This window comes from Neisseria sp. P0001.S005, from assembly GCF_051963715.1.
Map to the genome: position 1 here is coordinate 1 of NZ_JBQCTZ010000211.1, position 5,694 is coordinate 5,694.

6 protein-coding genes are annotated in these 5,694 nt (G+C 45.9%); 2 read left to right on the plus strand and 4 right to left on the minus strand.

The annotated features are described in order from the left end of the window. Positions 1-29 precede the first annotated feature (29 nt). Positions 30-980, minus strand: a complete 951-nt coding sequence (locus ACTHSP_RS17085; RefSeq protein WP_070607370.1) for a CysB family HTH-type transcriptional regulator — start codon at positions 978-980, stop codon at positions 30-32. 442 nt (positions 981-1,422) lie between these two features. Between ACTHSP_RS17085 and ACTHSP_RS17090 the strand changes: the two genes are divergently transcribed. Further along, entirely contained in the window at positions 1,423-2,184 is a 762-nt protein-coding gene (locus ACTHSP_RS17090) for an OmpA family protein (RefSeq protein WP_440346522.1), read from the plus strand. Positions 2,185-2,323: 139 nt separating this feature from the next. Here the strand turns inward: ACTHSP_RS17090 and ACTHSP_RS17095 are convergent, their stop codons facing one another. Then, positions 2,324-2,752: a DUF4149 domain-containing protein gene (locus ACTHSP_RS17095; protein WP_314513618.1), complete on the minus strand. Its 429-nt coding sequence runs from the start codon at positions 2,750-2,752 to the stop codon at positions 2,324-2,326. A 98-nt stretch (positions 2,753-2,850) separates the two neighbouring features. Further along, positions 2,851-3,327 (minus strand): transcription elongation factor GreA, encoded by a 477-nt coding sequence (greA, locus tag ACTHSP_RS17100; protein ID WP_101755904.1) that lies wholly within the window; start codon positions 3,325-3,327, stop codon positions 2,851-2,853. A gap of 344 nt (positions 3,328-3,671) precedes the next feature. Between greA and ACTHSP_RS17105 the strand changes: the two genes are divergently transcribed. After that, on the plus strand, positions 3,672-5,081 hold the full coding sequence (locus tag ACTHSP_RS17105; protein ID WP_314513615.1) for a PepSY domain-containing protein: 1,410 nt from the start codon (positions 3,672-3,674) through the stop codon (positions 5,079-5,081). A 212-nt stretch (positions 5,082-5,293) separates the two neighbouring features. Here the strand turns inward: ACTHSP_RS17105 and rplS are convergent, their stop codons facing one another. Further along, on the minus strand, positions 5,294-5,659 hold the full coding sequence (rplS, locus tag ACTHSP_RS17110) for a 50S ribosomal protein L19 (RefSeq protein WP_003679470.1): 366 nt from the start codon (positions 5,657-5,659) through the stop codon (positions 5,294-5,296). Positions 5,660-5,694 lie beyond the last annotated feature (35 nt).

Below are 5,694 nucleotides of genomic sequence, written 5' to 3' on the forward strand. Positions count from 1 at the left end.
TGTTAAGTTACGAAAGTGATAGTCAGATATCAAATTGAAAAATCTTCAACAACCGGCGTGTACAGAATGCGGTCGACTACTTCTCTGGTCAGTTTCGGTGCAAACATCTGGATAAAGTCATACGCGTAACCACGCAGGTAAGTATCCGAGCGTAAGGCTATCCAAGTGGGCGACGGTTCAAATAAGTGCGCCGCATCAATCAGCTGTAAATCTTGATCGACCGCGGGATCGTACGCCATTTTGGCCATCAAACCAACGCCCAAGCCTAAGCGGACATACGTCTTCAATACATCCGTATCGGCAGCCGATAAGGCAACATCAGGTTGCTCAATATGCGCTTTATTAAATGTACGCGCAATGCTGCTGCCGGAGTTGAACGCAAATTCGTAAGTAACCAGCGGAAATGAAGCCAAATCTTCAAGGCTTAAAGGATTGCGGCAGTCCAAAAGAGGGTGGTCGTGCGGAACAATGACGGCATGGTTCCATTCATAGCAGGGTAGTTTGCCCAACTCGGGGTGATCGTCAATGCGTTCGGTAATAATTGCCAAATCCGCTTCGCCGCTGCTGACCATTTGCGCAATGGCAGAAGGGCTGCCTTGTTTGATGGTCAAATTGACCTTGGGGTAGTTTTTGACAAATTCCGCAACGATTTTGGGCAAAGCATAGCGCGCCTGGGTATGCGTTGTCGCGATGGTCAGGGAGCCGCTGTCATGATCGGTAAATTCGCTGCCGATATTTTTAATGTTCTGTACATCACGCAAAATCCGTTCCGAAATCTCTAACACGGCTTTGCCCGGTTGTGAAACGGAAACCACACGCTTGCCGCTGCGGATAAAAATTTGGATACCCAATTCTTCTTCAAGCAGGCGGATTTGTTTGGAAATGCCGGGCTGGGATGTAAAAAGCGCATCGGCAGCCTCGGAGACATTCAGATTGTGCCGGTAAACTTCAAGGGCGTAACGTAATTGTTGCAGTTTCATGGTAGCAGTACCGAATACGTTGTTATTGTGGATTTTGTGCGACAAACGGCATGTAATTTAACATATTTTGCCCAGTTTTGCCCCGAGTTTTGAAAATGGTTGTTTTTAATGAAAATATCTTTTAATGATATGAAAACAGGAAATTCAGGAAAGAAGAGGGAAAGGGGTTTTGTTGTTTTTGTACAACGTTAGGTAGGTGAATTGTCTGATTTTGCCCTAAATTAATGACACAAGATTGATTTTTCGGCATGATTAACTACTAGGAAGCAGGCACTTCATGATTGTTTGAAGGCATCGAGTATTGACAGTTTGCCTTGCGCTTCTTTATAGTGCAACCTGATATATCCGATTTGCCGCTGTTTTGATACTGCGGCCTGTATATTGGTACTTTGCAGCGGTTGCTTTCCTAGTCCGCCGCATAACAATTTGATGAGGGAATAAAATGACCAAACAGCTGAAATTAAGCGCATTGTTCGTTGCCTTGGTTGCCTCTGGCACCGCTATGGCCAGCGAAGCGCACACCAAACACGGTTACACCGTAAGCAGCCAATCTCAAGAAATCGTCCGTAACAACTACGGCGAATGCTGGAAAAACAGCTACTTCGACAAAGCTACCGAAGGCCGTGTTGAATGTGGTGACCGCGAAGCAGTTGCTCCTGTACAACAAGCTCCTGAGTATGTTGATGAAACTGTTTCCCTGTCTTCTAAAACTCTGTTCGGCTTCGACAAAGACAACCTGCGTCCTGAAGCTCAAGAGAACCTGAACGCTTTGGCTCAACGCCTGAGCAACGAAAGCGTACAAACTGTACGTGTTGAAGGTCACACTGACTTCATGGGTTCTGAAGAATACAACCAAGCTCTGTCTGAGCGTCGTGCTAACGTAGTTGCTAACTACTTGGTAGGCCGTGGCGTTGCTTCTAGCAAAATCTCTGCAGTAGGTCTGGGCGAGTCTCAAGCTCAAATGACTGCTACTTGTGAAGCTGAAGTTGCTAAACTGGGCAAAAAAGTTTCTAAAGCTAAGAAACGTGCTGCTCTTATCGCTTGTATCGAACCTGACCGTCGCGTTGATGTTAAAATCCGCAGCGTTGTTACTCGTCAAGTTGCTCCAGGCCAAACTATCGAAGGTCAAGGCGAATTGCCTGCTACTGATGAAGGTTGGATCCCAGCTCCTTACAATGGCGTTCACGGTTACGCTAAACCTTAATCGGTTTGTGAAAAATGCCCTGCGATATGCGGGGCATTTTTTTATGGCTTGTATTTGAGTAATCAAGATAATTCGTGATTTCAAAATAAGAAGGGCCGTCTGAAAGATTTATTTTCAGACGGCCTTTTATTAAAACAGTTTAGTTTGGCCTAGGCCATTTCCATACGCACATGGCTGCCAGTATCGTACAGATTAAAAAGATAATACTGGATAAGCCATGCCAAATGCCGAATGTACCGCCTACTAGAGACAAGAGCCAGTTATCCAGCCCGTACTTGTGTGCCTCGATAACCGGCGTAACCAAAAGATGGTTGCAGGCTAAGAGTAGCCAAAGCACCAAGATCCACCAAGAAAGTGAGGCCAGCGGTTTTCTTAAAAAGGCATAGGCTGCGCCAAAAATAACTAAGCCACATAGTGCTGTAATCGCAAATAAAATGCCGGCAATTTCTCCTGCCTGCATTTTGGGCAGGATGCGGAACAGGATAGGGGCAGTAACATAGCCTGCTGTCAGCTGCATACCAAGCCACATGGCGGCAGCGGTTTGGATAATTTTGTACAGTAGATTCATTATGCTTCTCCTGGGAAGATTTCACTTTCTTTGATTATGGTGTTTTTAGATACAACAAAAGGCCGTCTGAAAATGTTTTCAGACGGCCTTTTGTTTATTTAGATATATTGTACGGCAATGATGTCATATTCACGCACGCCACCGGGTGCTTGAACTTCTGCAATGTCGCCTTCTTCTTTGCCGATTAGGGCGCGGGCAATGGGGGAGCCAACGTAGATTTTGCGTTCTTTGATGTCTGCTTCATCTTCACCGACGATTTGGTAGGTAACTTGTTCTTCAGTTTCCAAATCTTCCAGTGTCACAGTTGTGCCGAATACGATTTTGCCTTCGGCGTGGATTTCGGCAGGGTTGATGATGTGCGCCATAGAGAGTTTGTGTTCCAACTCGGCGATGCGGCCTTCGATAAAGCCTTGACGCTCTTTGGCGGCTTCGTATTCTGCGTTTTCAGACAAGTCGCCGTGCGAACGTGCTTCGGCGATGGCTTCAATGACTTCTGGACGTGCTACGCTTTTGAGGTGTTGAAGTTCTTGTTTCAACAATTCTGCACCACGGACGGTCAAAGGGATTTTTTGCATTGAGTTCTCCATGAAAGCATGATGATGCTTTTAAAATTTTATCCGGCCACACGCGGTAGCCGGATTGGAAATAAAAATACAAGCCGCCAAAGCTTGGCGGCTTGATGAATAAATAAGTAATGCCTGTATTCTACCAAATTCTGCCGAAACCGCAATGATTAAAACGGATTTTCAGTAAAGTGTTGTTTTCTGTCTATTTTGTTTTTTCAGACGGCCTGAAAACTAAATATTGAAGTATTTCAAAGCTGCATGGGAAAAACGGTTTCTTAAATGAATGTTTTTGATTAAAATGTCTGATGCTAATTCGTAATAATTAGTCTGCTTTAACTATATAAAGAGAATATATGGAAACAAAACCAACTTCCCAAAATGAACAACAGGCTAACCGCCGTTATTTGACTGTTTGGCGATGGCATTTTTATGCCGGACTTTTGGTTGCGCCGTTTTTAACTCTGCTGGCTGTTACAGGGTTGGGAATGCTGCTATTTGCCAATATTACCGGTAAAGAAGGCGAGCGGATACATGTTACGCCGCAGGCAGTGGTTCAGCCTTTGTCGGCTCAGGCTGAAGCTGCCAGACAGTTTGTGAATCCAGAAACTGCCTCTGTGGTGCAATATATTGCGCCGCGCGCAGATGATATGGTTGCCGTATTCCGCGTAAACAATGACGATAAAGCCACTATGGTTGCTGTTGATCCCTATACAGCAAAAGTTGTGAATACGATGCCGCGCGGGCAAGGCTGGTATCACACGATGGATGAAATTCACGGCGATATTATGCTAGGGGCGACAGGTGACTACCTGTTGGAAACCGCTGCGTCGCTAACCATCATCATGATTGTGACCGGTATTTATTTGTGGTGGGTAAAACAGCGTAGTCTGAAGGCTGTTTTTTTGCCTAAAGCAGGCAAAGGTCGTTCTTGGTGGCGCAACCTGCACGGTGCATTTGGCTCTTGGGTTTCTCTGATTTTATTGCTGTTCTGCCTGTCGGGCGTTGCTTGGGCAGGTATTTGGGGCGGTAAAGTGGTTCAGGCGTGGAGCCAATTTCCTGTGGGTAAATGGGGTGTGGAGCCTAATCCGGTATCTTCTGTACCAACCCATGGTGATGTGCTGAACGACGGTAAATCCAAAGAAGTGCCATGGATTTTGGAACTGACGCCTATGCCGGTTTCTGGTACGACAATGGGCGAAAACGGTATTAATCCGAGTGAGCCGATGACGTTGGAGACGGTTGACCGCTTTGCGCGCGAAATTGGCTTTAAAGGTCGCTATCAGCTTAATTTGCCTAAGGGTGAGACCGGTGTATGGACGCTGTCACAAGACTCAATGAGTTACGATATGATTAGCCCGACTGCGGATCGTACGGTACACATTGATCAATACAGTGGCAAAATCCTGGCTGATATTCATTTCGATGATTACAACTGGTTTGGTAAATTCATGGCGGCAAGCATTGCTTTGCATATGGGTACACTGGGCTGGTGGAGCGTGCTGGCGAACGTTTTGTTCTGCTTGGCGGTCATCTTCATCTGCGTCAGCGGCTGTGTGATGTGGTGGAAACGCCGTCCTTCAGAAGCACATGGTTTGGTTCCTCCTGCACAGAAAATCAGATTGCCGGTATGGTGGGCAATGGCTGTGCCACTTCTGATTTTGGCCGTGATTTTCCCAACAGCCATTGCTGCAATCGCTGTTATTTGGATTTTGGATACACTGTTGTTGTCGCGTATCCCAGCATTGGCAAGATGGTTTAAATAACTGCCAGATGTGATTAAAGGCCGTCTGAATCTTTTGTTTCAGACGGCCTTTGTTATAAGGGTTAAAAGAAGCAGGGGGAATTATGATTCTGTTTAAGTTTATATGTGAAATGGAGATGGTGGTTGGCTTGCAGGATTGTGTAAGAAAGGCGAGGAGATATTGTATAAAAACAAAAAACCCACTTCATTGAAGTGGGTTTTTGATGAAGGCTATTAACCTTTGCGGGCAGGCAATTTTTCTTTAATGCGAGCTGCTTTACCAGTCAGGCCACGCAAGTAGTACAGTTTGGCGCGACGTACGTCACCACGGCGTTTAACTTCGATTTTTTCTACGGTAGGAGAGTACAGTTGGAAAGTACGTTCTACACCTTCGCCGCTAGAGATTTTGCGAACGATGAAGTTGCTGTTCAGGCCACGGTTGCGGCGAGCGATAACAACACCTTCGTATGCTTGCAGACGGCTGCGAGAACCCTCAACTACGCGTACAGATACGACAACAGTGTCGCCTGGAGCGAATTCAGGGATTTCTTTGTTCAAGCGAGCGATTTCTTCTTGCTCTAATTGTTGAATCAAGTTCATTTGTTTTTCCTAAGTTATGATTGGATTTCCTGTTG

Coding starts and splice junctions, on each gene's coding strand:
- ACTHSP_RS17085 (WP_070607370.1), bottom strand. CDS start 980: ATGAAACTGCAACAATTACGTTACGCCCTTGAAGTTTACCGGCACAAT.
- ACTHSP_RS17090 (WP_440346522.1), top strand. CDS start 1,423: ATGACCAAACAGCTGAAATTAAGCGCATTGTTCGTTGCCTTGGTTGCC.
- ACTHSP_RS17095 (WP_314513618.1), bottom strand. CDS start 2,752: ATGAATCTACTGTACAAAATTATCCAAACCGCTGCCGCCATGTGGCTT.
- greA (WP_101755904.1), bottom strand. CDS start 3,327: ATGCAAAAAATCCCTTTGACCGTCCGTGGTGCAGAATTGTTGAAACAA.
- ACTHSP_RS17105 (WP_314513615.1), top strand. CDS start 3,672: ATGGAAACAAAACCAACTTCCCAAAATGAACAACAGGCTAACCGCCGT.
- rplS (WP_003679470.1), bottom strand. CDS start 5,659: ATGAACTTGATTCAACAATTAGAGCAAGAAGAAATCGCTCGCTTGAAC.